Genomic DNA, 26210 nt, shown 5'->3' with positions numbered 1-26210 from the left:
ACGTGGTAAAGCGTTAATGGACATGCATTTCCAACATGCATACATTTCCTTTAGATTAACCTTAAGTTTTCCCACTATACTTTCCTTACTATTTTTAGAGCACACAAAAACACCCCCAGCAAACAAAGGCCAGAGGTGTTACCATAATTTTTTAAAGTTTTGATCTCAAATATGCATCAATAAACGGATCTAAATCTCCGTCCATAACCGCTTGTGTATTGCCGACCTCCGTGTTTGTTCGGTGGTCTTTTACCATGGAGTATGGATGGAACACATAGGAACGAATCTGGGAACCCCAGCCGATATCCTTTTGCTCGCCGCGGATTTCATCCAGTTCCGCCTGCTGCTCATCCAACTTCTTCTGATAAAGCTTAGCTTGCAACATTTTCATCGCACGCTCACGGTTTTTAATCTGTGAACGCTCTGTTTGACACGTTACAACCACATTGGTTGGGATATGTGTAATACGAACCGCAGAATCGGTTGTATTGATATGCTGTCCACCCGCTCCACTTGCACGGTACGTATCAATTTTCAAGTCTTCCGTACGGATATCAATCTCAATGTTATCGTCAAACTCCGGCATAACTTCACAAGAAACAAAGCTTGTGTGACGGCGGCCAGAAGAATCGAATGGAGAGATACGTACAAGACGATGTACCCCTTTTTCCGCTTTCAAGTATCCATACGCATTGTGACCTTTAATAAGTAGTGTTACACTCTTTATTCCCGCTTCGTCTCCTGGCAGGTAATCAAGCGTCTCCACCTTAAAGCCTTTACGCTCCGCCCAACGAGTGTACATACGTAAGAGCAGGGAACCCCAGTCTTGTGACTCGGTACCGCCAGCACCTGGATGAAGTTCAAGGATGGCATTGTTCTTATCATGCTCACCGCTTAATAATAATTGAAGTTCAAACTTGTTGAAATCTTCGGCCACTGCTTTCACTTCACTGCCTAGCTCGGCTTGCAGCTCCGCATCCGGCTCCTCTTTCACCAATTCATAAGTCAGTTGCAGATTTTCATAGTTCTCACTCAACTCATGAAATTGCCCGACAGGTTCTTTCAATGCATTTGCTTCGTTGATGACCACCTGCGCCGTGCTCTGGTTGTTCCAGAACTCCGGATTGGACATCTCATTATCAAGTTCCGCAATACGACGTTCTTTGGCCTCTAAGTCAAAGAGACCCCCTAAACTCGACTAATCGCTTAGCCATTTTTTCTAACTCTTGACGAATCTCTACTAATTCCATTTATTTCACCTCATAAAATTTTCACTTACACGGATTTTAACCCTTATTAAACGAACAGGGCAACTAATAGTCTATATTATCCTATTTCGTTCAAATAAAAAAGTACCTGAGCTATTGTGTTCAACAGATGAAACGATGAAAGCTGGCTAAAGCATATATTTCCTTTACAAAAATAGCTTTTTCAAAAGTTAATCCGAAACACGACCGCTAGACCCATTGGGAAACCTCATTTTCTATTTTCGGTTATTCAAACGTTGGTTTAAAAAGTATTATTTTAGAGTAGTAAAAACACTAAAAAATCTCCAAATAACAACCTATCCTACAATAGCAATTTCAAAAGTTAATTCCGAATAGAACAGCTGGACCCATTGGAACTCCTGCATTTCCATTTTCACTTATTCAAACGTTGGTTTAAAATTAGCTATTCCACAAAAAATCCAAGTGCTCTTTAACATGGAAAAAGTGAGGCCAAATAAGCCCCACTCTTCCCAAAACTGCCATTAGTTTCCGCAGCAGTTTTTATATTTCTTTCCGCTTCCGCAGATGCAAGCATCGTTACGGCCAACGTCCATCACTTTTTTCACTGGTTTTTTCTTTGGAGGCTCTCCGCCGCCCTCTTTTGGAACAACCGCTTGGCCTTTTGCCACTTCTTCACGTTGCAGGTTGTTACGGATTTGCGCCTTCATGACATACTTGGCTACATCTTCTTCGATGGAAGCAATCATGTTTTCAAACATGGCAAATCCTTCGAACTGATACTCACGAAGCGGATCAATTTGTCCGTATGCACGTAGGTGAATACCTTGACGCAGCTGATCCATTGCATCAATGTGATCCATCCACTTGCTGTCCACCGCACGAAGAACGATAACTTTCTCGAACTCACGCATTTGTTCCGCAGTAAGCTCCTGCTCTTTTTCATCATAGCGAGCTTTCACTTTCTCGATGATTAGCTCAGACATTTCTTCCGGCTCTTTACCACGAAGATCGTTTAACGTAACTGCACCTTCCTCTAAAAGGTTTGCATCTACATAGTCAACGATTCCTTGCAGGTTCCAATCCTCTGGAACTTCTTCTTTTGGCGTATAAAGACCTACTTGACGCTCAATTGCAGAAACAAGCATTCTTTCGACGACTTCTCGTAAGTTCTCAGAATCCAATACTTCAAAACGTTGTTTGTAAATAACTTCACGTTGCTGACGAAGAACATCATCATATTGTAGAAGCTGCTTACGTGCATCAAAGTTGTTACCTTCTACACGTTTTTGAGCAGATTCCACAGCACGGGAAACCATTTTACTTTGGATCGGCTGCGTATCATCCATACCCAAACGTTCCATCATCGTTTTCATATTGTCAGAACCAAAGCGGCGCATCAATTCATCTTCCATGGAAAGGTAGAATTGTGTCACACCAGGGTCTCCTTGACGTCCGGAACGTCCACGAAGCTGGTTATCAATACGACGGGATTCATGACGCTCTGTACCGATAACAGCTAGACCACCAACCTCTTTCACACCTTCGCCAAGCTTGATGTCCGTACCACGACCGGCCATGTTTGTGGCGATCGTTACAGAACCCTTTTGACCAGCACCAAGGATAATATCCGCTTCACGCGCATGATTTTTGGCATTCAATACGTCATGCTTAATTCCGCGCTTTGTTAAAAGTTTAGAAATAACTTCAGACGTTTCAATGGCAACTGTACCAACAAGGACAGGTTGTCCATTTTTATGACGCTCAGCGATATCATCTGCCACCGCATTGAACTTGCCTTCAATCGATTTGAAAATAAGATCGGCACGGTCATCACGTACAATGTCCTTGTTCGTCGGAATCGCAATAACGCTCATATTATAGATATTTCGGAACTCCTCTTCCTCTGTTTTCGCTGTACCAGTCATTCCGGCAAGCTTTTCATACATACGGAAGTAGTTCTGGAATGTAACTGTCGCAAGTGTCATACTTTCGTTTTGGATATCCAAGCCTTCTTTTGCCTCAATCGCTTGGTGAAGTCCATCTGAATAGCGGCGGCCTTTCATCAAACGTCCTGTGAATTGGTCAACAATGACAACTTCGCCCTCTTGCACCACATAATCCACATCATGATGCATCGTTACATGTGCCTTTAAGGCCTGGTTAATATGATGGTTCAAGGTAACATTGGCGATATCGAACAGATTCTCGATCCCGAACGCTTTCTCTGCCTTCGTAATACCGTCCTCTGTTAACTGAACTCCCTTTGTTTTCACATCATACGTGTAATCGACATCTTTCACCAATGTACGAGCAAACGCGTTTGCTTGAATGTACAAAGCTGCAGACTTTTGGGCACTACCAGAAATGATCAATGGTGTACGCGCTTCATCAATTAAAATGGAGTCAACCTCATCGATTACGGCAAAGTGAAGAGGACGCTGTACCATTTGCTCTTTGTACAACACCATGTTGTCACGCAAATAATCAAATCCAAACTCATTGTTTGTACCGTATGTGATATCCGCTTTATAAGCTTCAATTTTTTCATCACGAGACAGTCCGTTCAGGTTCAACCCAACAGTAAGGCCAAGGAACTCATACAGTTGCCCCATTTCCGTCGCGTCACGGCTTGCCAAGTATTCATTGACTGTTACAACGTGTACACCTTTTCCAGTAATTGCGTTCAGGTAAACTGGCATAGTTGCCGTTAACGTTTTACCTTCCCCTGTTTTCATCTCGGAAATGTTTCCTTCATGCAAGGAAACACCACCCATAAGCTGCACTTTATAAGGATAAAGTCCGAGAACGCGCTTGGATGCCTCACGAACAACCGCGAAAGCTTCTACCAGCATGTCCTCGAGTTTCTCACCTTTTTGATAACGGCTTTGGAATTCAGCCGTTTTCTCTTTTAACTGGTCATCCGTAAGCCTTGCCACATCGGCACCTAGGGAATCTATCTGATCCGCCATCTTTTCCAGACGCTTCAATTGACGCTTATTCATATCAAACACTTTATTCAATAAACCAAGCATACAAACGCTCCTCTGTAACTATAGTCTTATAGCCTAAATAATATATAAATTTTAACACTTATTGGGGGTGGGTACAACTTATTACCAGATTTGCCTCAACGATTTACACTTCTCCTAATTTGTCAAGCAGATTTTTGTCGAAACAACAATTATATTTTTCGCTAATGGGTATTCCATTTTCAGTAAAATGGCCCTATAATCATTCTGTCACAACAAAATATTTGACAAAATCGGAGGAACAAAGCGTGTTGAAAAGTAAATTTTTTGTCGTTGCCCTGGCCTTTATTTTCGTGCTATCGTCACTTTCTACTCCTGTTGCAAATGCTTCTGGCTCTTTCTTTAAAGATACCAATCTTGAACAAGCTGTAAAGGACAGTCTTGAAGTGGACGAGCTAGATGAGAATAGTTTCGAAAAATTTACAGAATTATATGGTTCTGAATATGGTATTACCAGTCTAGAAGGTTTAGAGAAATACGGTACCAACCTTGAGTTCGTTCTCCTAGACAACAACAATATTTCTGACTTAACACCATTTACAAACTTGACGCAAATCCAACACTTAGAGCTTTCCTTAAATAATATTGAAAACGTCAAACCACTTAGTGGGTTTAACGAAACTTACCTATCTCTTGGATACAATAACATCTCAGACATATCCGCATTTAAAGGATGGACTTCTGGAATGTTGGACCTTTCGGGAAACAACATCACGGATATCACTCCATTGAAAGATATGAAAGAAGGTATGATCTTCTTATTTGAAAATCCCTTAAACGATCAATCCTTGGAATTAATTAAACAACTTGAAAAAAATGAAGATCTAATGATTATTCATGACGGTTCTAAATTTGCTGATCGACTTTCGGGTCAATCAAGATTTGAAACAGCTGTAGAGATCTCCATGTCCGGCTGGTTTGAAGCAGATACAGTGGTACTTGCAAATGGTTTGAACTTCCCTGACGCACTTGCTGGCGGTCCTTTAGCATATGCATTGGATGCACCTATCCTATTAACTCGCCCTGAAACATTACATGCCGCTACAAAAGAAGAAATCCTTCGTTTAGGTGCAAGGAAAGTAGTTATTCTTGGTGGAAAAGCTGCAGTTTCTGAGAAAGTAGTAAATCAACTTAAAGCACTAGACATCGAGATTGATAGAATCAGCGGAACGGATCGTTATGAAACAGCTAAAAAGATTGCTGACCGATTAGGTTCTCAACATGACCAAGTAGTAGTGGTAAACGGGAAAAATTTCCCAGACGCTCTATCCATTGCTCCTTATGCAGCGATGAATCAACTTCCAATTCTATTGGTAGCTCTGGACAAAGTCCCTGCATCTACAAAAACAGTATTAAGCAAAGCTTCTGAAACACTTGTAATCGGTGGTCATGCTGCAATTGGTAAATCACTAGAAAAAGATTTCCCGAACCACACACGTATCTTCGGTGCAAACCGTTATGAAACAGCAGCAAATGTTATAGAAGAATTAGGAATGGATCCTATGCACGTATTTGTTGCAAACGGTAGAGGATTTGCAGATGCTTTAACAGGTTCTGTACTTGCAGGTTACTTTGGATCTCCATTATTATTGGTTAATCCGAATGAAGCTCCTGAAGCAACCATGTTGGCTGTAGAAAAGTACAACATCAACAATTTTACTATTTTAGGTGGAGAAGCTTCTGTACCTGATTTTGTAGTAGATCAGTTATTACGTGACTAATATATAAACATGAAAAAGCACTGCAAATGCGCAGTGCTTTTTTAATTCTTAAAATTGATGATGACCCCAATACTTTAATACTTCTCTTGCCTGCGCGTCAAACCGTTCCTTACCAGACCTCTGAAATTCCTGACCGCAACTCGAATTTGTTACTTGCAATACCTCGTATTTCGTTCCCATATCCGAACTTATACTAGGTCCAAGGTGAAGACAGGACGCTTCAATCTCCGACCTGTTTCCTTGTTCATCTACATAGAAATATTTATCGGTTACTATTCCATATCTCTTTTCACTAGACGTTTGGAAAATAGCATACTCCTCAATATCTGTCCTTTTTAATGTTGGAAGTTTCTCCACACTTAGAGGAATCATAAAGAACTCATCCTCTTTTGCTATACTTTTTTCATTTTGCACTTTATATAAGACAACCACCGATCCCTCATATCCTTTAGGAATTAAATATATGGTATTTGTCTCCTCGTCAGTACTTGTTGTAGTACTTTCTTGAACATTCACACCCCAAATCGCCAATGCAGCAAACGGAATGACAACCAGTAATTTAAAGAATTCAAGCTTTTTACTTTTGTCATTTGGTGTATCTTTAACAACCTTAATTCCCTCATCAATCAAATAGAACAATACAGCACAAATTATCGAAAAAAATGCAAAACCACCTATCATGGTTACTGTTATATATGCAAAAAATACGTAAATAAACCCTGCAACATAAACTCTGCTCTCGGTTAGACTTTCCGTAAGAAATTCAGATAGAAAGGAAACTGGCACACCATAAATGTAGTTTCCAAATAAGGAGAAAAACAGAACCGTAATAATTAACCCCAGTTCCTCTGAATTCCAAAAGCTCATGAAAAATAACCCTAACGATAATACAATACTTGAAAACAATGCTGCCGATAATTTTCTTAATAACATTCTTTCTCTCTCCATTTCCCAGAGAACCAATATCCTCCAATACTCTTCAAGAATATTTTATCACAAATGGGAAGTGACAAATGATCATTTCCGACAAATACCTGCATCATTTCCCGAGAAATTACGACAAAAAAAGAGGCCCACATAGGACCCCCTTTCATTTAACGTATCTACTTATTAATAGGATTCAATCAATCCATATTTCCCATCGTTACGCTTATACACGACATTCGTTTCATTTGTCGCAGCGTTTAGGAATACGAAGAAGCTATGGCCTAGCAAGTTCATCTGCAAAATTGCTTCCTCGCTGTCCATTGGTTTCAAGTTGTAACGCTTTGTACGAACCAAATCTGCTTCGTCCTCTTCATCTGCTACCGCCACATGAGCCGGTGCTCCGTTATCAATCACTTCGTTAAATAAGTATTTAGGTGAACCAGTATCGCGAAGTTTACGGTTGACCTTTGTCTTATGTTTTCTAATTTGTCGCTCTAGTTTATCTACGACGAGGTCTATCGCTGCGTAGAGATCATCGTGACTTTCTTCTGCACGTAACACTAGGCCTGTCATAGGAATGGTCACTTCAATTTTTTGTTGGTTGTTGTAGACTTTCAGATTCACTTTGCATTCTGCATTGTCTGTGGAATCAAAATAGCGTTCAATCTTCCCGATCTTATTTTCTACATAATCTCGGATTGCTGGAGTTACCTCAATGTTTTCACCGCGTACGTTGTACTTCATAAATCGAACTCCTCCTTTTGTTCCTGTTTGGATTTATCTTGCATCCAAACAATCTGCCTACATTTCCTTTCTTTGATAAGAAAGGTTAAGCTTGCGTGAAGCTTATGTAAACATATTTCTACAATACCCAACAGAATTCCTGCTTAAACGTAAAAGATTTGTTAAGAATTTGTGAAAGGCTGAGTTTGGCTTGTTCTAGTGGGGTGAAACAAGTATATGCGGGGAGATAAAAAAACTTTCATGAAAAATTGAAGAATTCTCTTTAACTTCTATTTCCTTTCGTTCCGGGTGTTCGCTTTCCGCGGGAAGGTGCTTGAGCCTCCTCACTTCGTTGCGGGGTCTCAACCAACCTTTTCCCCCCGCTGGAGTCGAACACCCTGCACTGCAGGAAACAGGGGGTATTTAAATGTACTTATATATCCCTTTCACTAAAGTAGATAATAAAAACCCTCCAAAATTTTGGAGGGTTAGTGGGCGATGTAGGGGATGATATGGTGTTGAATTTGGTTTTTCCAGGTTTCGTATGCTGGTTTGATATAGGTTTGTAATGCTTCTTTTTCAGGGACGGTGTTTTGTTCGAAATGGCCGATTTGTTCTAGTTCATCGACAAGGTCACCGAATTGGGCAATAACTTGAAGGGCTTCTTCGTTCTTTTCAAAAAGAAGGACGAGATTCACGTGAGCTTCTGCAATTTTACCAATTGCCTCGTAACTGTCCATTACAATTTGGCGTGTGACAGGTGTAGAGGCATTACGGTTATCGTCGCTCAAATAGTCGAAAGCTTCTTCCACCGTCTCAAGCAGAGCATTATATTTCTTTAATAAGTAAAATTCACCTTCAGTTAAATCTGCCATCCTCTACACCTAGTTTCTTTTGTCATAATACATTCCATCTGCTGTCGGAGAATTGTATGCTTGCCCATATGCCTTGGCAGTCTTTTTGGATTGCTGGATTTGGGCCCACTCTTGCTTTAACTGTTTATGAAACGTTTCAAGCTTCGGGGTTACCTGTTGACTGGCAACGGCCACCTTTTTACCGAGTGCCATTTCTGCTTCTGAAAAAGGTGGAGCAAGCCGTTGAAGCAAAGAATCTCTGATTTGCAACACTTTATCTATCTCTTCCAAGAAAGCGTCACGGCTCTCTTCGGTTGGTAAAGGTCCATTCAATAACGTCAATAGGTGAGTAGTTACTTTATCGAGGTTTTCAACGACGTTCATTACGCCCGTCCACCTTGAGCAAATGCTTGCTGACGACTTGATTGAATAACCTGTTTCCAAGCATCACGGAACTCCATCATATGACCTTCCACTTCGTCCACCATGGAAGAATCATTTTTCAGATTTGCTTCAATTAGACGACGGTTCAAATAATCGTACATCGTCATCATCGATTTCCCCACATCATGACTCGTATCCAATGTGACCATTAGTTCCTGAACAATTTTCTGCGCCTTGATCAGGTTCGTATTTTTCATTTCAATATCCTTGTCTTCCATTCCCTTTTTGGCAAGCTTCATAAACTTAATTGCCCCGTTGTAAAGCATTAACGTCAACTCACCAGGCGTAGCAGTGTTGACGGAATTTTGCTGGTAGGCTTGGTAGGGGTTCTTCATTGCCATAGTTGTTCACTCCTTGTTATCAGCCACTGAAAAATTGACTCATTAATTGCGTGGATTGTTGGTTTGATTGTCCAATCGCTTTTTCCATAGCGGTGAATTGACGCCAGTAACGGTCTTCTACGGTTTGCATTCTTCGTTCAAACGCGGAAATGCGTTGGTCGACGTTTAGTAGTTCACGTCCGATGGTAAATTGCTGAGCGGTACGTGATGCGTTGCCTGCGCGCGCTTCGATGCCTTTTATAGTGGATTCGGCTGCGTCACGTAGCTTGCGTGCTATTCCCAGGCCTGTTCCGTTTTCACCATTTGAGGTAAACATTTGCATGACAGAATTAGGATCATTAGCAATGGCAGCCTTCAACTTATCCTCATCAATAATAAGTTTTCCTTTATCACGGTAATTCGAGCTTGTTGTGATCCCGAGCTGAGCAAGCTGATCGTATTGCCCCGATAAGCCTGAAACAGACTCATACAAAGCAGATCTCATTTTGCCTAAACCAGAAGTTATTATGGAATCATTTCTTAACAATCCACTTCTAGCCTTCTCTTCCCACTGTTCAATCTGTTTTTCCGACAACGATTCTTTTTCCTCATCTGATAGAGGCTTATAATCACGATAAACAGGCTCGCCAGTTTTTTCATTAATTTTTTCGATCAGTTCATTATATTTAGTAATATAATTTTTCACTGCATCAAACGTTTGGTCCGTATCATTTGCGACGTTGATGACAGCAGATTGACCAGGCATATCTCCTTTTAAGGTGAATGTGACGCCATTAATGGTAAAGGTATTGGAATTCCGTTCCGTGACAACTCCATTGATGGTTACGGTAGCCGGTGTCCCTCCAGTTTCTGTCGCTTGATCAAGGTTCATGACACCAGTTAAAAAGTTGCCTTCAAATTCAATTTCCTTCCCAGTAGCCGAGGGATTGAAGGAACCTGCTTCTCTTTTTGCAATCACCAATCCACCTTTAAATTCATCATAAAATGCAGTAAGGCCAAGGTTGGAATTGTTGATTTCTTTTACAATATCATCCATGGACTGATCGCCATTAAAAAAGAATGTTTGCGGTACCGCTACCCCCGCTTGGTTATATGTTGTGATCTTAAACTCAAAGTCAAAGGCAGCAATATTTATTGGCTCTACTGTTACATCCTCCGCAAAGGCAGAACCAAAAGTGAATTCTCCTGTCTCTTGGTTCAGATAGACTTGATTCCCAACAATATCACCTGCTGAGCTAGTGATGACCTCATAATCAACTAGCGTTGATCCTTCTGCCATTCTCACAGTAATAGTATCTAAAGAGCTCCCATCCACCTTCCCGCCTATAGTAAATGTAGATTCCCCAGTAGCTATAGCAGCGTCTGTTACCGTTTTCGTCTGAAAGCTCCCGAACTTATCTCGCTGCTCCCACAAACTAGTAGTCACATCTAATTTAGTGGTACTATCCTTCATGGCGGATGCAGTGGAGGAATTGGTAGCCACTTTTGCAATCTGCACATCCGAAAGTGTATACGAAACATTGGAAGCAGAGGAACTTGCAGTTGCTGAAACTTTATCATTTGTAGAAGTAACCGTCTTCTGCGAGTAAGTCTTCTGCAAGGTCATATCAAAAGACAGATTACGAAAATCGTTCAACAATCTATTCGTCTCGCGATAATCGTCCCGTTTCCATTCCAGCAGCTGCTTCTGCTGTGTCAGTTTATTCATTGGCATACGCTGGGCCTTCATCAAATCACTGACCATCTGATTAATGTCCAACCCACTCTGAAATCCAGTTAACCGCATATCCTTCACCACCTAAATCTTTTTATCAACAAACAACCCCATATACTCGGTCATCGCTGCATACATATCTAAAAACTTCTTGGAAGGTATCTCCCGTATAATCTCATCTGTGGCAACATCCACCACCGTCACATAATACTCATTCAACTCATCATGCAACTCAAACCGTACAGACACATTCATCGGCTTCATAAAATCGTTCATGCTGTCGACAATTGTTTCCATCTGTTTTCTATTCTGTTCAGGTTTAGTCTCCTTCGTTTCCTTAATTGATACATCTATTTTTGTTGAAACTATATCTTGAGCTTGCGTTCTAGTTGTGGAATCTAGGCTGCCGCCTCCTATTGGCGAAATGTGCATACGGGTTCCCTCCGTGAAAAATTTATTATCTTTTATTAATATCGGAATGTATAGAGAGTAGTGAAGTAGGAGGTGTAAATTTCTAGTAGGAAAATAATATATATAAGAGGCCTCCAAGGGATATGGCCTCTCATAATGAAATAAAAGTTTTTATTGCCTGTTCTACTTCAATGAGGATGGTTAGGTAAGTAATATAATTACAGAACTAAAATGGTTCTGATTTAAATCACTCCCCATTACCTCATCAACAGCAATAACGAGGACTGCGGGAATTAGTATATTCAACTCTGCTATAGTAGAGGTGCTATCAATTATATTGTAGTTCTGATTATATTTAGTAGAGAAATCTCATCTTTTGGATAGACTTCATCTATAAAAACTTGAAAATGTTTGTAGTTTTCTATACTCCTACCAAAAGAATAGATTAAATTTACTAGTAAATCGTCTGTTATTTCTTCTTCCAGAGCAATATACCCAAGAATTATAGTTTTTAAAATGAAATAGTAGTTAGTTAATATTGCATAATCCAATAATGGATTCTCACTTTTAGGCATTAAAGAGTTATATAATACATTAACTAAGTAGTTTTCTAAAACATATCCTTTTTTTTCTAGAAACTTTTTATATTGCACATCGGCATTTCTAAAAACTTTCTCACTTTTAATAATATCAATATCATTTACATTCAAACTCAAACCCTCAATAGTATTATTTACATGTTTTTTAAAATTTTTATTCATAAAGGGATTTTGAAACCTGGTTTTAATAAAAGTTAGAAAATGATGTATCCTATCTATAACATTACAATTTTCAGTAAACACTTCATTTAATTCCCCATTTTGTAATAAGGACTTGAAGTCTTCAATTAAATTCTTTATATTTCGAGATGCCTTGTTCACTTCATTCAAATTATCTATAAAATACCCTACTAACGTGAGTCTGTTTTCTAGTTGATAATTTCGATCTTGAAGTATTTCAATAATAAAAGCCCGAATTTCCCAATAACTATTAAGATAATTTTCATTTCCAATTGTCTTCTCAATAGATTCAGATAATAGTTTAGGTTTAGGAAAGTCTTTATAAGTGAAGGTAATACCCTCTTTTAAAAATAGAATTTTCCTTGCAGCTTCAGGACATGATGTAGATAATGATTGTTCCCAATCACCATGAACTTTATTCCTTACCCTTGGATATATTTTACAAGTATCACAAAGATAATCTGAACCTAATTCTTTGTGAATACTGCAAAGTCCTTTTTCAGTTAAAAAACTGCAAGATCTTTGTTCATTTAAACGAATATATGCATAATTCGCATCATCAATATAATCCTTATTTCTCTTAACATTTTCACTTAGTTTTTGATTCCAGCTTTTATCCTTTAGATTTTTATATTTTTTATAGGTTTTTTTCTCTACAGTAATTAACCAACCTTCATGACAACAGTTATCTTCGCACTTATCACCAATACATTCAAAAGTTGACAAATACTCAGGAACTAACATTTTCTGGTTCATAATAATTTATTAATGCTCCTTTTTATATAAAAAAGAGAGATGGCTCAATGTCATCTCTCCTTTTATTTTTATCGTAATAATTGAAGAACACCTTGTGGTTGTTGGTTAGCTTGAGCTAGCATTGCTTGGGCAGCTTGAGAAAGAATAGAATTTTTAGTTTGATCCATCATTTCTTTAGCCATGTCTACGTCACGAATACGGGATTCAGCAGCTGTTAGGTTTTCAGATGAAGTATTTAAGTTATTTATAGAATGTTCTAAACGGTTTTGGAAAGCCCCCATTTGAGAACGGGATTTAGATACAGAAGCAATTGCATTATCCATTGTTGTGATTGCTGTTTGGGCATCAGCTTTTGTACCAACTTTTACTGCTGATATATCAACTGCATCTTCCCCTAGAGCTGCTTTTGTTTGAGCTTTCCAAGTAATTGACAATGCTTGACCTGCATTTGATCCAATGTTGATGTCAAGAGTTTGATCGGTTTTCAAGATATCTTTTGTGTTGAACTGTGTGTTATTTCCAATTCGATCTACCTCTTCAATTAACTGAGCAACTTCACGTTGAAGTTCACTTCGGTCTGCATCTGTATTTGTATCATTAGATGATTGAACAGCTAACTCACGCATACGTTGAAGAATATCATGCGTTTCATTTAGTGCACCTTCTGCAGTTTGAATTAGTGAAATCCCATCTTGTGCATTTTTTGAAGCTTGGTCCAATCCACGAACTTGAGCTCTCATTTTCTCAGAGATAGCTAGACCAGCTGCATCATCACCAGCTTTATTAATACGTAAACCAGAAGACAATTTCTCCATAGACTTCATTTGAGCATTTGTTGCAGAACCTAGTTGACGGTGCGTGTTCAACGCAGCGATATTGTGATTAATTCTCATTACATTTTTCCTCCTTGAGTTGTCGCCGATTTCACGTCCTTGTGTAATCGGTGTTAGATTTGCAGATAGGTCAAAAATCGGCCGCCTTTTGATTCTATTTGCTTACATGTTATATATCGACCTGTCTCGACAACTGTTTATAGGAGGAGAGAGAATTTTTTACAAATATCATTATTTTTTTAGTTGGTTGCTTAAGGCTTTCAATAAATCAAGAGAGGAGTGGGATGCTGCGTTGTTTTCCTCTTGGATGGATAGGTAGATTTCTTTTCTATGTATCTCAATATGCTTTGGTGCCTGGATCCCGAGCTTCACCTGATCACCATTGATACTGAGGACGGTGATTTCGATGTCATCTCCGATCTTAATTGCTTCGTCTTTCTTGCGAGTTAATACTAGCATGTGATCTCCTCCTCTCTATTTGACTATGGCTTCTGGAAATAGATAGTGCTTCGTTTGATATGGGCTTCCTTTAAGAATGACTTGCTTTCCTAGCTTCCTTTTCATGTTCACAACAACAGGAGCCTGTAAGTTGGCAGTTGTAAGATGGAACTGGTCCGCCATTGTCAATATTGAATAGACAGATACATCTTCAGCAGAATCCAGTTCGAGAGCTTCTACTGATTGGTTCTCCAAGTTAAAATCATAATCAGGGTAGAATGTGAATGGATTGGTCATTACAAATCCGAGCTCAGGTGTCTGGACCGATTGCAAAATAAAAAACGTACCGTCATCTGAAAAAGGAATCACCGCGAACTCCTTCTCCTCCAAGAAACCTGGCAGCCCATTCGGGAACCTTATTACTTTTTCTTCCTGTACCTCTATTAATCCATGATACTTCGTTTCTATTTTCATTGTTTCACAACCTTATATTTTTTGTTCGTAGCCAGCAGTGCCGACATAGCGTAGGTTCTCAAAGTCTATTTGCAACGATGAATGGTTGGCTAAGCTAACCTGTGTGGAACCTGGCGTGTACTCGTGCACCGGCTTGTTTACCTTAGCGTCAATAACCGGCTTGCGTTCCTGAACTTGAATATCCACGCTACCAGGCTCATAATTAATTTTCACACTAAAGTGCGAAGGAATCCAGCCAATATTAAACTCTTTCGGTGGACCTTCACTGTTTCGCTTCGCCTGACGAGCAATTGCCCCACCGCCATCCTCAATCCGCATCATTTCATTACCGTCCTGTGCAACCCGTGCAATACCAGCCAACCAATCCTGACGACCAAGCTGTGCCGCTTCCTCTATCCGCCTACCCACACTTTTCAAATCCATATCCTCTCTCGCCTGCGTCTGATCAATGGTCAACCTCCCAGGGGTCCGCTCTATCGTCAACTCCGCTTTTGGTTGCTCGATACTCAACTCTGCTCTCGGTTGCTCAATCTGCTGCACCGGCTTCTGAATTTGAAGCTCAGTCTGAGCAAAAGTAGACTGTAACCGAATTTGAGGAAAAAGCATGTAATCACCCATTTCTTTTAAGGTTTTATTTATGTTTAGAAAAATAACATAGCTATTGGAGCGAAAGGCGCAGACTCCGCCGGGAGGTAGCGGTAGGTTGAGACCACAAGGAGACTCAAGAACAAACCCCGAGGAAAGCGAAGCCTGGAGTGGAAACAGCGGCCGACCACCAAATACCAAAAAACTGCCCCAGAAACAACTGCCACCTAAACAGCTCCCTCCAAGACAGTTCCTCTCCCTACCTTAAAAAATCCAACAACGAAGGCTGAATGACACGCGCTCCCACACCAAGCGAAGCACGATGCACACTTTCCTGCGACGTCAAATCCGTAATAACCTTCTCAATATCCGCATCTTCATTGTCAGACAAGATCCGTGTTGCAACCACTTCCTGATACCCAATCCGATTGTCCACCATCTCCAAACGGTTATAGCGGGCACCAAGTTCCGAACGCTCTGCCGAAATTGTATCAGCTGCCTTATCAAAGCGCCCCATCAGATCTTTCAAAGCATCCGTATCGCTTGTTTCAAGGGCCGACTGAATACCATTCCAAACTTCCATCATATCCTTATTAAAAACATTTTCTGAATTGATGTTGGACTGAAGCTTGATTCCACGGGATACTTCCACCTCAAACGGAGAGTTTTCAGTACTTACAGACGATGGATCATTCGCATCAGTAATTCTTGTCTTATCAATTGCCGTCCCGTTAAATATATATTTTCCTGCAACCTGCGTGTTCGCAACCTGTACAAAGTCGTGCTTAAGCTGCTCGATCTCTTTTGCCATCGCTTGGCGGTCTTCAGGAGAATAAGTATCATTCGAGCCCTGCACCACCAATTCACGCGCCCGGTGCATCACACTTTGCACATGATCCAATGCAGCTTCTGAATTTTCCATCCAAGCATACGATTCACTCAGGTTTCGTTTGTATTGTTCAAGCTCCGTCAGGTTTGTACGGTAATACATCCCTTTCATCGCCACGACAGGATCATCGGATGGCTTGGAAATCTTTTTACCTGTAGAGAGCTGCTCCATGAGCTTGCCCATTTTACTGTAGCTAGTACTCAATTGACGTAGAGAGTTCTGTGTCAACATGCTTTGCGTTACTCGCATCTATCTAACCTACCTTCCGCCTATTCCCATCCCGTTTATTATTTTATCTAACAGTTCGTCCGTTAACGTGATCATTCGAGCTGAAGCATTGTATGCATGTTGATACTGAATCATGCTCGTCATTTCTTCATCAAGCGACACGCCGCTTACCGATTGACGACGCTGGTCGACTGATAGTCTCAATGTTTCACTGTTGTAGGAAAGTCGGTTTGCTTCCTGCGCATCAACCGCCAATCCACCGATTACGCTTTCGTAATAGTTTTGAAAGGTAGTAGAAACACCATTTAGCTGAAGCGAACGTGCTTTTACCTCTGCCAAGGCTACCGCATTGCTTCCGTCCCCAACGCGACCTCCGACTTGTCCAGTTTTTGGAATGTCTACTGCAATAAAGTTACCTTTTGATACATCCTCCAAACGAACTTTATCTAAATTAAAATTTACGGAAGGGTTTCCGTTTGCATCCACAAACTCTTCCGATAAGCCTTCCCCAAGCTTTTCCAAACTAGCAAAATTTCCCGATGTCTTCAGTTCTTGTTTAGGCGATTGCGCTGCATCATATACAGTATAAGTAAACTGCTGAACACCAGCTGCATCTACAGTTGACTGAACGGTAACAGAGACATTTTCCACGCCGTTATACCCATGAAATTCCCCAGTCGTAATGATCCCCTTGTTATAGCCGGACGCAGCAATATTGTCTAGAGACTGAACGATATCCGCTGAAACAGTGAAAAGCTTTGCAGCGTTCTTTTTATTATCAGCAGTAATGTCTGTATTTTTAAACTCAAAGAATTTGAACGCTGTATGTTCTCCGGTTTCCATGCTCGAGATGCTCCAACCGGATTCATGAACCCTGTTGATTTCTTGTGCGAATTCATAGGATATTGTATCAAGGTGGTTTAGCATATCAGGGTAAAGCCCCTTTTCTGCATTGCCTTCCATAAACCCGTAGGAATCAATCAGTCCACGCAACTTTCCGGAAGCCTGCATACTGCCAATTCCGAAGCCTGTATCCCCAAGCCTGTAACCGTCCACCAACCCGGTATCAGCGCGGAACTCAAGAGAAAGACTGTTCACTCTTAGACTTGTAGCATCGACAAGGTTGCCGATTGCGCGCCCGGAGTCATCAACTAAATCAATCGTTAGCTTTCCTTCCGCAAGAGCGCTTGGACTTCCGCCTGCTCCCACTTTTGATGTTTTAATATTAACAAGCTGTGAGAGCTCATCTACCAAACGGTCCCTTTCATCATACAGATCGTTAGCAAGGTAGCCATGGGGCTCAAGTTCACCAATCTGTTTGTTCACGTTATTGATTTGCTGGCTAAGAGCATTCACTTGCTTTAGTGTGATATCCATCTCGTTTTTGATATCGCCTTGAACGGATGATAGGGAGTCTGACAAAAAGCGAAACGTTTCTGCTACAGCCAACCCACGCTGCCTCACTACAGACCGGGCACCTGCATTAGTAGGATTAACAGCTAAGTCTTGAAAAGCCTGCCAAAAGCGGTCTAAAGTAGTTGAAAGACCGGTTTCTGACGGTTCATTCATGATCTCTTCCATCTTTTCCAACGAATCAGACCTTGCTTCCCAGTAACCAAGCTTATTGTTTTCCCCGCGATACTGGATATCCAGGAAACTCTCTCGCACTCGCTGGATGCTGCCCGCCTCTACCCCGGTCCCAATCTGTCCTGGAATTTGCGGACGGTTTAACGATGGAGCTGGATATGGTTCTGTCTGGACAAAGTTCACTCTTTGTCTTGTGTAGCCTGGAGTATTGGCATTGGCAATATTATGACCGACCGTCTGCAGGGCAGTTTGCTGGGTAACCAGACCACGTCTCGCAACTTCGAGACTATGAAATGTTGAACGCATGGATGTTCCTCCTAAGCTCTTGAATCGAACAGCGAGCGCGCTGGGGCACTGACACTTTTTTTCGTATTCGCAGGTTTCTCGTAGTTTACCGCATTCGGCTGCGGATTTAAGGTATTCAAGGTCATCGTGACAAATTGCAGGGATTGCTCAAGTAAGAGTTGATTGAGCTCATTTTGCTTTTGAATGTTGCCAATCGTTTCTGTGAGCCCTGCTTTTAAGTCAAGCAGTGCCTGTTTTTCGGTCGGGGTGCTCACTTCTGCAAGCTCCGTCACCGTTTTCCCCTCTGAAAGTTCCGCTCGTTGCTTTTCTAACTGGACAATCGCTCTCGTATATTGCTTTTCTTCTCTTGTAATTTGTTGTAGTTCTTCTACCTTGTTCACCTTTACAATCTCTTCTTTCCGCACCGTAAGTTCATAGAGGTAGGCATGCAAGGTATGCATTTTTTCAAGTATGGTTATGATGGTTGGAATGGACATAACTTCTCCTTATTTTGAGGCTCTATTTATTTGAATAGTAATCAATCATCTTATTGGCGACGGATTTTGAGTCGATTTGATAGGTGCCATTCTCCACAGAAATTTTCAGTTTTGCAACTTTTTCCTGACGAGCTTCAGCGAACTGGGAACGTTCTTGCAGCTCTTTTGCTTTACTCGAAATTTCTACTTGATCGCTTTTTGTTTGGTTTGTTTTAGCAGCTTGTTGCTGTTTCATTTGATTTTTGTATGGATTAATTCCTGAAGGTCCTAAATTGTTAATCTTCATTTAATATCCCTTCCTTCCGAACAGTTTGTCTATCTTTTTTATCGGCACAAAGGCCACAATGTTTATTAAAACTTCTTATTTACCACGTGGTATGTTTTTCCTTCTTCACGAACTGCGCGTTTTCGTTCTTCTTCGCGCTCCAATTGGGAAAGCTGCCCGTGTATATCTTTCTTACAGCCTTGACAGAGCTTGTCCTCCCTAATAATCCTACCACAACGGTCACACGGATAGCCTAAATTCGGAAAATGAACCAATTGAATACGACCTTTTCTGATGAATTTTATTATTAGGTATTCCTCTACACCCGTGTCTTCCACCACTTGGTCCATCGATGCGGTCCGGTTTTCTCGTTGGCGGATGTATTTATAAACAGTTTGATATTTCGCTTCCTCTTCTTTATAGCACGTTTCACAGACTTCTCGAAACGCATTTTTCACATAAATCTGACCGCAGCTTGGGCAATTATCTAGTTGAGACATAACGCAACTCCCTTTCGAGCAATGAATTCTTATTCTTTATATCGTAAGAGTCACGAAAATGTTAACTGCGAACAAGTGTGTACGAGGAAATATCCTTAGCGCCGGCGTTTTTCAGAACCATCGCTGCCATGCGCACGGTTTTCCCAGTTGTGTAGATGTCGTCGATGAGGAGAATGCTTTTACCCTTTACTTGTTCAGAGTCTGGGACGAAGAACGTATTTTCCTGATCTAGCCTCTCCCACCGTGCTTTTTTTGATTGTTTTTCTGAGCTGATTTTGGAGAGTAACTCTTCTGGTTTGCCTGGTAAAAGCTCTGCCAGTAAAAATGACTGATTGAAGCCGCGCTCATATAGCCGTTCAGGACTTAGTGGGATGGGAACAACAATGGGGTTCTCGTTTTGGCATGCCTCTTTAAACATCTTTGTGAATGCTTCTTGGAAAACTTTTGAGATAGCGGCATCCCCTCTGAATTTATACCTTGATAATATATCCTTCATATGTTCATTGTAATGGTAGACGGATCGGTTCTGTTGAAGCAGACCGGCTGTGGCCGGATCACCTTCCCACCTAAAACAGTCAGAACAGAGATCGCCATACCTATTTTCGGCTGCAACCATCCCCCACTCCCGACCGCAGATTCTGCAAAGCTCTCCTTTGATTTTTTGAAAAGCCTGTTCGCAGTCCTCACAAACAGTGGCCGGTTTGTGCAAACCTAAGAATGCGCCCCAACCAAATGAAGACGTGACATCCTCCTGGCATATCAAACATTGATTCATTGAAAAATTCCCCTCTTCCTCGCTTGATAATTCATCCTCCTAATCTGGTCAATTGCAGCAACCATCTCATTTGTCTTTCCATAGTGAAAAAAACGCACATCTCCACTTGGATATTGACTGCTTCGGCCTACCCTTCCAGCTATTTGTACAAGAGCACTTTCTGAAAAAACAACGTCCTCCGCTCCAAGCACTCCAACTTGAACGTCCGCTACCGTCACTCCCCTCTCCAAAATCGTTGTAGTCACCAGCATTTTAATGTTCCCTTCCCGGAAATCTGAGACTTTCTGTTTTCGTTGTTTGTCTTTTGCATGCACACTTGTCACTAGCTGGTCGTATTCCTTTGCAAAGATTTCGGTAACTTTTTCTAAGACAGCGATATCAGGAACAAACAAAAATATGGGGCTTCCATTCTCCATATGCATTCTCACCCAATTTCGGACATTCATCGGAAGCATGTCTTTTTTTATCCGCTTCCCCCATTTCCCACACCACTCCAAGTTTGGAACGGGCAGGGGATGTTTGTGGTATCTGGCAGGGATCACCACAGATTCAAATTTTTTAGCACGGACTTCTCTCAGCATTTTTTTCGATGGAGTGGCACTTAAGTAAATGAAGCTACCATTTTGGGTTCGCGCCTGGTTTGCGGCATACTCAAGCGTTTTATCTACAGAGTAAGGAAAGGCATCAACCTCATCAATGATGAGAGTATCAAATGCGCGATAATAGCGGAGCAGCTGATGGGTCGTGGCGATGGTGAGCGGCGTATTTTTGGTACGGTCCTCGCTGCCACCATAAAGCGTGGCGACTTCTATGTCAGGAAAAGCCTGCTTTAACCTCGGGGATAGCTCTAACACGACATCCGTTCTTGGAGTGGCAATACAAACGCGGCCGCCTTTATTTAATGCAGTTTCAATTCCTTTAAAAAGAACCTCTGTTTTTCCTGCACCGCAGACCGCCCACACGAGAAGAGATGTTTTGTTTTGGATTGCTTCGACGACTTTGTTGGAGGCGACTTGCTGACCTTTGGAGAGGGTACCATTCCACGAAGGAGTTATGGGTTTGTTAATTGTTTGAGGCTGCGGTCCACTCCATGAGAAGAGTGGAGTGCATTCACTTACCCGGCCCATCATGATGCAATGGCGGCAATAGGTGCAAGTTTGGTGACACCTTGCACAGTCAAACGAAGCAAACAGGCTTTGATCCGTGTTTCCACATCGATTGCATTTGTTTCGTGCTTTGGTGGATTGGACTCCATAATCGAGTTTTAGGTATCCTTTTTGATAATGTGTTTGGAGTGTGTCTTGGTTAAATGGGAGTTCATCTTTTAGAAGCCGCTTGCCAGATAGGAAGTGTTGGAGGTTTGGATTGAAGGGGAAGGTTTCATGGATAAGAGGTTGAGGGATAGAGGGGAATGAGGAGATTCTTTTGGTGTGTTCGGATTTTTGGTTGGTTATTATTAATAAGTTATTGGTTGTTCTGGTGAAAAGCATTGGTTTCCTCCTTGTGTGATGAGTGTTGGTACCAGAAAGGTGTTCTCTCTGCATTTTTTATTAAATTTTTGTTTGAAAGATTACGGAAGCCTAGATTTGTCTATTAGAAGCGTTCTATTCGACCCTTGCCCCGTCCGTTAGCCTAGATTTGTCTAATAGGAGCTTCCTATTCGACCGTTGCCCCGTCCGTTAGCCTAGATTTGTCTAATAGGAGCGTTCTATTCGACCGTTGCACGGTCCATTAGCCTAGATTTGTCTAATAGGAGCGTTCTATACATCAGTAGCTTCACCTACAGCATCAAACACAACACAACAAAACACAAAAAAGACACCCCAAGCAACACACTGCTCTTGATGTCTTCCCAATCTCTCGATGATGCTGTGCCAATCATAATCCATTACTGCATATACCAACCAAGCCCCAAAGCCCCTTCACCAAGATGCGTTCCGATTACCGGGCCAAAGTAGCTCAAGAAAAACTCCACATGTGGATACTTCTCTTCAAGCTCTCTTTTCATCTCTTCTGCTTCTTCCTCACGATTCGCATGGATCACACATGCTCGCATCGGCACTCCCAAAGAAGCATCCTCATCAAATAAATCATGAATTCGCTTGACCGCTTTCTTGCGTGTACGAATCTTTTCGAAAGGAACAATTTTCGTGTCCACAAAATGCAACACTGGCTTAACCTGCAATAGGCTTCCAACAATTGCTTGGGCGCTGCTCAAACGGCCACCGCGTTGTAAGTGAGATAGGTCATCTACCATGAAGTAAGCACGGGCAGATTCTTTCATGACGTTCATTCGGTCCATAATTTGTTCGGGCGACTTTCCTTCTGCGGCCATTTCCGCTGCTTCTAATGCATAGAAGCCTTGAATCATGCAGCTGATTTCAGAATCAAATGCATAAACATCGATTCCATCCACCATTTCACCTGCAGCCACAGCCCCCTGGTAAGTGCCGCTAATGCCGCTTGATAGGTGTACACTCACAACTGCGTCATAGTCCTTAGCAAGTTTCTCAAATAAGGAAACAAACTCGCCAATGGCCGGCTGGGAGGTGGATGGAAGTTCTCTGCTGTTTTTGACTTCTTCGTAAAATTGCTCTACTTTAATGTCAACTTCTTCTTGGTACGATTCATTCCCGAAAATAACATTTAGCGGGATCATATGTATATCATGCTTTGCGCGTAATTCTGCTGGGATATAGGCAGTACTGTCTGTAACAATCGCCGTTTTCATATTGTAGACCTTCCTTATACTAAAGTATTTCTGTTATCTATTATAGATTGTACATGAAACGGCAATAAGTTTCATCAATTGTTTGTTTTTTATTGGTAGAGTAAGTTTTGCGTCGATTTTATTGTTCGAGTTTTGATTTTATTGTCCAGATTTTTATTTTATTGTCCAAACTTTTGTTTTATTGTCCAAACTTTATATTTTATTAGCCATTGCGCATAATTCGACACAACCAAACAAATTTCGCCCACCGCAAGAGCGCCCCTGCTACCCCAAGAAAGCCCCCCAATCCCACAAAAAAACCCTGGAGACCGAAATCCCCAAGGCTATCTAACCTCAACCCAGCCATTCTTGATTGCAACAACAACAGCTTGTGTACGGTCATTTACATTCATTTTTTGAAGGATGTTACTAACATGGTTTTTAACTGTTTTTTCGCTGATGAACAACGCTTCCCCGATTGCCTTGTTGCTCTTTCCGTCAGCCAACAGCTGAAGCACTTCGCATTCGCGGCGTGTTAACAAGTGAAGTGGGCGGCGAATTTCAACCTGTTGGTAAGTTGTAGCTGTAGAGCCGCCTCCACCACGTGCGCGCGAACCGCTTCCCACACCATTTTCCGTTAAACGGCGATATTCCCTAACAAGATTGTGCGTAACTTTCGGGTGAAGATAAGAACCTCCATCCGCAACTACCTTGACCGCATCCACTAATGCATCGGCATCCATTTCTTTTAGAAGATAACCGCGAGCACCTGTTTGCAGTGCATGGGTAACGTAATTTTCGTCATCATGAATGGATAATACGATGACCTTCGCTTCTGAGTTAGCTTCCACTAGACGTCTTGTAGCCTCCACACCGTTAACTTTTGGCATGTTGATGTCCATGATGATGACGTCTGGATCATGCTTTTCCATTAGGTCAAGCGCTTCTTCCCCATCGTCACCTTCTGCCACCACGTGAAAGTTCGTTTCAAAATCAAGAATACGTTTAACTCCTTCACGGAAAAGCTGATGATCATCAATAATCACGATTTTTGTCGTATCCATTCGTCTCATCCTCCCAAATACATCTTTAGCCTAACGGAATTTTGATAAAGACGGTAGTTCCCTTACCAGACGTGGACTGTATATCCAATTCCCCGCTGATTAGTTCTACCCTTTCTCTCATTCCAATTAAACCAAACGACTTTTCTTTTTTTTCTGTCGTATCAAATCCTACTCCGTCATCTTTTACGATGACAATGATATGGGTAGGTTTCACTTCCAATTTTACATAGATGGAACTTGCCGCAGCATGCTTGATGGCATTTGTCAGCGATTCTTGTACAAGCCGGAACACTGCTACCTCAAGGTTGGAGGAAATGCGATGTTCCACTCCGAGGTTCATAAATTCAATTTGTGGATAGCCGTTATGATAATCCTCGATAGTCGAAATATATTTCTTTAAAGTGGGCACCAACCCAAGATCGTCGAGTGCCATCGGACGAAGATCATAAATAATCCTTCGCACTTCATATAGAGCGGAGCGCACCATTACTTTCAAGGAGCGGATCTCTGATAACGCCTCCCCGGGGCCACGCTCGCGGAAAGTCCGGTCAATCAAGTCTGAGCGCATCATAACATTGGCCAACATTTGCGCGGGACCATCATGAATCTCCCTAGATAGACGCCGGCGTTCCTCTTCTTGCGCTTCCATGATTTTAAAACCAAACTCGCGTTTCTCAGAGGCATCGGCGATCATCTGGCCAACCTGCTGAAGATCACCTGTTACATAATTTAAAATCACGGACACCTGACTTACGAGGCGATCTGCTTTCGTAATGGTTTCTTCAAGATTCAACAACCTGCGTTCGATTTCATTTCTTCGATTGCGAAGCTGAGCCTCTTTTTGTGAAATTGTATGGAGCTCCAACTGCAATTCATGTGCATGGTCATATGCTTGTCTAATTTGATGTTCTGTATAGTTTTTAAACTGCCTGCTCACTTCTGAAAGACGGTTTCTTGCATGCCTGACCTGGACCTCCAGCTTGTCCTGTTTATGGATTAGCTGTGCCACTTCAAGTTTGACCGCATTTAATTCTTTTGCAAGGTTCTCAAATTCTTTACGGGAACTTTCCCCGATTTCAAAGATCTCGTCCTTGCTCATTTCAACGGTTTTCACCATTTGTTCAATAATCATGTCTAATTGTTTAGAGTTTATAACTTTCCGAGACATAGGACATCCTCCAAAAGACCCTGTATTCTTAAAAGAATATTGTGAATACCCCTTTACCACTATAGTACATTATACCCAAAAAGAAGAAAGACACTTTATGCTATATCATTCCAAATCTTCCAAACCTTTGTGGGGGTACCTGTCGAAAATTGTCCACACTTCATTATATCGGACTAAAGTTTTGCTTGTATAACATTATTATTACAATCGGATTAAACTTTGTCGATTCTTGGCATAATCGGGAGCTCTGAACTATATTTTATTTGATGTCCTTACATCCAGCACTTATAATAGATAAAGTATGACTAATCATACAAAAGTGCCATTCATTAAAGGGGAGTTGTCAGATTGCTATCTCACTACTATACCGTAAAAGGGCATGGAGAGCATGAAATTACCATCCAAAAATCAAGATTTATCGCCCACATAGCCCGAGCAACTACAGAAGAAGAAGCTCAAAGCTTCATCCAAGAGATAAAAAAAAGGCATTGGGATGCAAACCACAACTGCTCCGCCTATATGATCGGAGAAAAAAATCAGATTCAAAAGGCGAGCGACGATGGAGAGCCAAGTGGCACAGCAGGCGTCCCCATCCTTGAAGTCCTTAAGAAGAAAGACCTGAAAGATACTGTAGTTGTCATTACCCGCTATTTCGGCGGCATTAAACTCGGTGCGGGAGGGCTTATACGCGCTTACGGAAAAGCCACTTCAGAAGGAATTAATGCAACAGGAATGGTAGAGAGAAAATTAGTGCAAATTATGCATACAAACGTAGAGTACACATTACTTGGAAAGATAGAGAATGAATTACGTTCTTCAGCCATACACCTATTGAAAGACATTCATTACCTCGAAGACGTAACGTTCAATGTTTATGTCGAAGAAGATAAACGTCAGGCTTACCTGGATTGGATGATAGACCTTACAAATGGAAAAGTAAAAACCACTCCTGGCGAACGTCTTTACCTTGAACAGGATGTGTAA

At 41.5% G+C, this 26210-nt stretch carries 26 protein-coding genes; 2 read left to right on the top strand and 24 right to left on the bottom strand.

What is annotated here, in order from left to right; genetic code table 11:
- Nucleotides 1-151: 151 nt before the first annotated feature.
- Both prfB and secA read right to left on the bottom strand, forming a co-directional pair.
- A protein-coding gene (gene prfB, locus HF078_RS19250) for a peptide chain release factor 2 (protein WP_169292610.1) occupies nucleotides 152-1250 on the bottom strand; the annotation gives its coding sequence in 2 pieces (ribosomal slippage) (nucleotides 152-1177 and nucleotides 1179-1250; 1098 coding nt in all).
- Nucleotides 1251-1750: 500 nt separating this feature from the next.
- On the bottom strand, nucleotides 1751-4261 hold the full coding sequence (gene secA, locus HF078_RS19245) for a preprotein translocase subunit SecA (protein WP_169292609.1): 2511 nt from the start codon (nucleotides 4259-4261) through the stop codon (nucleotides 1751-1753).
- A gap of 245 nt (nucleotides 4262-4506) precedes the next feature.
- On the opposite strand from secA, the gene HF078_RS19240 reads away from it, so the two are divergent.
- The gene (locus tag HF078_RS19240; RefSeq protein WP_169292608.1) at nucleotides 4507-5979 is read left to right on the top strand and encodes a cell wall-binding repeat-containing protein; all 1473 of its coding nucleotides are present in this window, start codon (nucleotides 4507-4509) and stop codon (nucleotides 5977-5979) included.
- 48 nt (nucleotides 5980-6027) lie between these two features.
- On the opposite strand, the gene HF078_RS19235 is transcribed toward HF078_RS19240, so the two are convergent.
- From HF078_RS19235 to HF078_RS19130, 22 genes are all read right to left on the bottom strand, one after another.
- Nucleotides 6028-6912: a DUF6843 domain-containing protein gene (locus HF078_RS19235; RefSeq protein ID WP_169292607.1), complete on the bottom strand. Its 885-nt coding sequence runs from the start codon at nucleotides 6910-6912 to the stop codon at nucleotides 6028-6030.
- Between the two features lie 177 nt (nucleotides 6913-7089).
- Entirely contained in the window at nucleotides 7090-7650 is a 561-nt protein-coding gene (hpf, locus tag HF078_RS19230; protein WP_169292606.1) for a ribosome hibernation-promoting factor, HPF/YfiA family, read from the bottom strand.
- Nucleotides 7651-8117: 467 nt separating this feature from the next.
- Nucleotides 8118-8504, bottom strand: a complete 387-nt coding sequence (locus HF078_RS19225) for a DUF8042 domain-containing protein (protein ID WP_169292605.1) — start codon at nucleotides 8502-8504, stop codon at nucleotides 8118-8120.
- Nucleotides 8505-8513: 9 nt separating this feature from the next.
- Nucleotides 8514-8867 carry a flagellar protein FliT gene (gene fliT / locus HF078_RS19220; RefSeq protein WP_169292604.1) on the bottom strand — a complete coding sequence of 118 codons (354 nt, stop codon included), beginning with the start codon at nucleotides 8865-8867 and terminating at the stop codon, nucleotides 8514-8516.
- On the bottom strand, nucleotides 8867-9268 hold the full coding sequence (gene fliS, locus HF078_RS19215) for a flagellar export chaperone FliS (RefSeq protein WP_169292603.1): 402 nt from the start codon (nucleotides 9266-9268) through the stop codon (nucleotides 8867-8869). Before fliS ends, fliT begins: the two co-directional genes overlap by 1 nt.
- A 19-nt stretch (nucleotides 9269-9287) precedes the next feature.
- Nucleotides 9288-11054 (bottom strand): flagellar hook-associated protein 2, encoded by a 1767-nt coding sequence (locus HF078_RS19210; RefSeq protein ID WP_169292602.1) that lies wholly within the window; start codon nucleotides 11052-11054, stop codon nucleotides 9288-9290.
- A 12-nt stretch (nucleotides 11055-11066) separates the two neighbouring features.
- Nucleotides 11067-11414 carry a flagellar protein FlaG gene (gene flaG / locus HF078_RS19205; RefSeq protein ID WP_169292601.1) on the bottom strand — a complete coding sequence of 116 codons (348 nt, stop codon included), beginning with the start codon at nucleotides 11412-11414 and terminating at the stop codon, nucleotides 11067-11069.
- A gap of 311 nt (nucleotides 11415-11725) precedes the next feature.
- Entirely contained in the window at nucleotides 11726-12928 is a 1203-nt protein-coding gene (gene fliB, locus HF078_RS19200; protein WP_169292600.1) for a flagellin lysine-N-methylase, read from the bottom strand.
- A 68-nt stretch (nucleotides 12929-12996) separates the two neighbouring features.
- Nucleotides 12997-13821 (bottom strand): flagellin N-terminal helical domain-containing protein, encoded by an 825-nt coding sequence (locus HF078_RS19195; RefSeq protein ID WP_169292599.1) that lies wholly within the window; start codon nucleotides 13819-13821, stop codon nucleotides 12997-12999.
- Nucleotides 13822-13992: 171 nt separating this feature from the next.
- Complete coding sequence (gene csrA, locus HF078_RS19190; protein ID WP_169292598.1) at nucleotides 13993-14220, bottom strand: carbon storage regulator CsrA; 228 nt, start codon at nucleotides 14218-14220, stop codon at nucleotides 13993-13995.
- A gap of 15 nt (nucleotides 14221-14235) precedes the next feature.
- The gene (gene fliW, locus HF078_RS19185) at nucleotides 14236-14673 is read right to left on the bottom strand and encodes a flagellar assembly protein FliW (protein ID WP_169292597.1); all 438 of its coding nucleotides are present in this window, start codon (nucleotides 14671-14673) and stop codon (nucleotides 14236-14238) included.
- Nucleotides 14674-14685: 12 nt separating this feature from the next.
- Nucleotides 14686-15279, bottom strand: coding sequence for a DUF6470 family protein (locus HF078_RS19180; protein WP_169292596.1), 594 nt, complete (start codon nucleotides 15277-15279; stop codon nucleotides 14686-14688).
- 238 nt (nucleotides 15280-15517) lie between these two features.
- Nucleotides 15518-16396 carry a flagellar hook-associated protein FlgL gene (flgL, locus tag HF078_RS19175; protein WP_169292595.1) on the bottom strand — a complete coding sequence of 293 codons (879 nt, stop codon included), beginning with the start codon at nucleotides 16394-16396 and terminating at the stop codon, nucleotides 15518-15520.
- Between the two features lie 9 nt (nucleotides 16397-16405).
- A complete protein-coding gene (gene flgK / locus HF078_RS19170; RefSeq protein ID WP_169292594.1) occupies nucleotides 16406-18268 on the bottom strand; it encodes a flagellar hook-associated protein FlgK in 1863 nt (620 codons plus the stop codon).
- 11 nt (nucleotides 18269-18279) lie between these two features.
- Complete coding sequence (locus HF078_RS19165) at nucleotides 18280-18744, bottom strand: flagellar protein FlgN (RefSeq protein ID WP_169292593.1); 465 nt, start codon at nucleotides 18742-18744, stop codon at nucleotides 18280-18282.
- A 22-nt stretch (nucleotides 18745-18766) separates the two neighbouring features.
- Nucleotides 18767-19030 carry a flagellar biosynthesis anti-sigma factor FlgM gene (gene flgM, locus HF078_RS19160; protein WP_148987442.1) on the bottom strand — a complete coding sequence of 88 codons (264 nt, stop codon included), beginning with the start codon at nucleotides 19028-19030 and terminating at the stop codon, nucleotides 18767-18769.
- A 65-nt stretch (nucleotides 19031-19095) separates the two neighbouring features.
- Complete coding sequence (locus HF078_RS19155; protein WP_169292592.1) at nucleotides 19096-19509, bottom strand: TIGR03826 family flagellar region protein; 414 nt, start codon at nucleotides 19507-19509, stop codon at nucleotides 19096-19098.
- 61 nt (nucleotides 19510-19570) lie between these two features.
- Nucleotides 19571-20284, bottom strand: coding sequence for a ComF family protein (locus HF078_RS19150; RefSeq protein WP_169292591.1), 714 nt, complete (start codon nucleotides 20282-20284; stop codon nucleotides 19571-19573).
- Nucleotides 20281-21774: an ATP-dependent helicase ComFA gene (locus HF078_RS19145; RefSeq protein ID WP_169292590.1), complete on the bottom strand. Its 1494-nt coding sequence runs from the start codon at nucleotides 21772-21774 to the stop codon at nucleotides 20281-20283. The genes HF078_RS19150 and HF078_RS19145 overlap by 4 nt, the downstream gene beginning before the upstream one ends.
- 398 nt (nucleotides 21775-22172) lie before the next feature.
- Nucleotides 22173-23015: a DegV family protein gene (locus tag HF078_RS19140; RefSeq protein WP_169292589.1), complete on the bottom strand. Its 843-nt coding sequence runs from the start codon at nucleotides 23013-23015 to the stop codon at nucleotides 22173-22175.
- Between the two features lie 323 nt (nucleotides 23016-23338).
- Nucleotides 23339-24058, bottom strand: coding sequence for a response regulator (locus tag HF078_RS19135; protein WP_169292588.1), 720 nt, complete (start codon nucleotides 24056-24058; stop codon nucleotides 23339-23341).
- 25 nt (nucleotides 24059-24083) lie between these two features.
- The gene (locus HF078_RS19130; protein WP_169292587.1) at nucleotides 24084-25226 is read right to left on the bottom strand and encodes a sensor histidine kinase; all 1143 of its coding nucleotides are present in this window, start codon (nucleotides 25224-25226) and stop codon (nucleotides 24084-24086) included.
- A 348-nt stretch (nucleotides 25227-25574) separates the two neighbouring features.
- On the opposite strand from HF078_RS19130, the gene HF078_RS19125 reads away from it, so the two are divergent.
- Nucleotides 25575-26210 (top strand): YigZ family protein, encoded by a 636-nt coding sequence (locus HF078_RS19125; RefSeq protein WP_169292586.1) that lies wholly within the window; start codon nucleotides 25575-25577, stop codon nucleotides 26208-26210.

The organism is Bacillus sp. RO2 (assembly GCF_012911845.1).
Classification (GTDB): domain Bacteria; phylum Bacillota; class Bacilli; order Bacillales; family Bacillaceae_I; genus Sutcliffiella_A.
The sequence above is the reverse complement of the archived record's forward strand: the minus strand, read 5'-3'. Positions and strand labels throughout refer to the sequence as shown.

Bases quoted from the DNA above. Each gene is read 5' to 3' on its own strand.
- secA (WP_169292609.1), bottom strand. From the start codon at position 4,261: ATGCTTGGTTTATTGAATAAAGTGTTTGATATGAATAAGCGTCAATTG.
- HF078_RS19235 (WP_169292607.1), bottom strand. From the start codon at position 6,912: ATGTTATTAAGAAAATTATCGGCAGCATTGTTTTCAAGTATTGTATTA.
- hpf (WP_169292606.1), bottom strand. From the start codon at position 7,650: ATGAAGTACAACGTACGCGGTGAAAACATTGAGGTAACTCCAGCAATC.
- HF078_RS19225 (WP_169292605.1), bottom strand. From the start codon at position 8,504: ATGGCAGATTTAACTGAAGGTGAATTTTACTTATTAAAGAAATATAAT.
- fliT (WP_169292604.1), bottom strand. From the start codon at position 8,867: ATGAACGTCGTTGAAAACCTCGATAAAGTAACTACTCACCTATTGACG.
- fliS (WP_169292603.1), bottom strand. From the start codon at position 9,268: ATGGCAATGAAGAACCCCTACCAAGCCTACCAGCAAAATTCCGTCAAC.
- HF078_RS19210 (WP_169292602.1), bottom strand. From the start codon at position 11,054: ATGCGGTTAACTGGATTTCAGAGTGGGTTGGACATTAATCAGATGGTC.
- flaG (WP_169292601.1), bottom strand. From the start codon at position 11,414: ATGCACATTTCGCCAATAGGAGGCGGCAGCCTAGATTCCACAACTAGA.
- fliB (WP_169292600.1), bottom strand. From the start codon at position 12,928: ATGAACCAGAAAATGTTAGTTCCTGAGTATTTGTCAACTTTTGAATGT.
- HF078_RS19195 (WP_169292599.1), bottom strand. From the start codon at position 13,821: ATGAGAATTAATCACAATATCGCTGCGTTGAACACGCACCGTCAACTA.
- csrA (WP_169292598.1), bottom strand. From the start codon at position 14,220: ATGCTAGTATTAACTCGCAAGAAAGACGAAGCAATTAAGATCGGAGAT.
- fliW (WP_169292597.1), bottom strand. From the start codon at position 14,673: ATGAAAATAGAAACGAAGTATCATGGATTAATAGAGGTACAGGAAGAA.
- HF078_RS19180 (WP_169292596.1), bottom strand. From the start codon at position 15,279: ATGCTTTTTCCTCAAATTCGGTTACAGTCTACTTTTGCTCAGACTGAG.
- flgL (WP_169292595.1), bottom strand. From the start codon at position 16,396: ATGCGAGTAACGCAAAGCATGTTGACACAGAACTCTCTACGTCAATTG.
- flgK (WP_169292594.1), bottom strand. From the start codon at position 18,268: ATGCGTTCAACATTTCATAGTCTCGAAGTTGCGAGACGTGGTCTGGTT.
- HF078_RS19165 (WP_169292593.1), bottom strand. From the start codon at position 18,744: ATGTCCATTCCAACCATCATAACCATACTTGAAAAAATGCATACCTTG.
- flgM (WP_148987442.1), bottom strand. From the start codon at position 19,030: ATGAAGATTAACAATTTAGGACCTTCAGGAATTAATCCATACAAAAAT.
- HF078_RS19155 (WP_169292592.1), bottom strand. From the start codon at position 19,509: ATGTCTCAACTAGATAATTGCCCAAGCTGCGGTCAGATTTATGTGAAA.
- HF078_RS19150 (WP_169292591.1), bottom strand. From the start codon at position 20,284: ATGAATCAATGTTTGATATGCCAGGAGGATGTCACGTCTTCATTTGGT.
- HF078_RS19145 (WP_169292590.1), bottom strand. From the start codon at position 21,774: ATGCTTTTCACCAGAACAACCAATAACTTATTAATAATAACCAACCAA.
- HF078_RS19140 (WP_169292589.1), bottom strand. From the start codon at position 23,015: ATGAAAACGGCGATTGTTACAGACAGTACTGCCTATATCCCAGCAGAA.
- HF078_RS19135 (WP_169292588.1), bottom strand. From the start codon at position 24,058: ATGGATACGACAAAAATCGTGATTATTGATGATCATCAGCTTTTCCGT.
- HF078_RS19130 (WP_169292587.1), bottom strand. From the start codon at position 25,226: ATGTCTCGGAAAGTTATAAACTCTAAACAATTAGACATGATTATTGAA.